1 pseudogene is annotated in these 281 nt (G+C 40.6%); it reads left to right on the top strand.

Going from position 1 to position 281, the window contains the following annotated elements:
• Positions 1-90: 90 nt before the first annotated feature.
• Positions 91-195: pseudogene (locus BTHG_RS26040) on the top strand (triose-phosphate isomerase); the annotation flags it as partial.
• Positions 196-281: the final 86 nt, after the last annotated feature.

Genomic DNA, 281 nt, shown 5'->3' with positions numbered 1-281 from the left:
TTCGCCTGCTGCCTTAATAATTTCCGGCAAATAATACGAAGTAACCGGCTGCATGATTCCTAGTAAAATGAAGACAAGCGGGATCCATAGGATTTTAAAGAATATATGGCACAACCTGATATAGATGGTGCTCTAGTTGGTGGAGCAAGTCTTGATGCTTCTTCTTTTGTAAAGCTATTGGAGGCACAGAAGTAATGAGTAAATCACCAGTTGCACTTATCATTTTAGACGGATTCGCATTTCGCGATGAAGTAAAAGGAAACGCAGTAGCGCAAGCAAAT

It is taken from the genome of Bacillus timonensis (assembly GCF_000285535.1).
In the GTDB taxonomy this organism is placed as follows: Bacteria; Bacillota; Bacilli; order Bacillales; family Bacillaceae_L; genus Ferdinandcohnia; species Ferdinandcohnia timonensis.
This window is presented reverse-complemented; position numbering and strand designations above follow the sequence as displayed.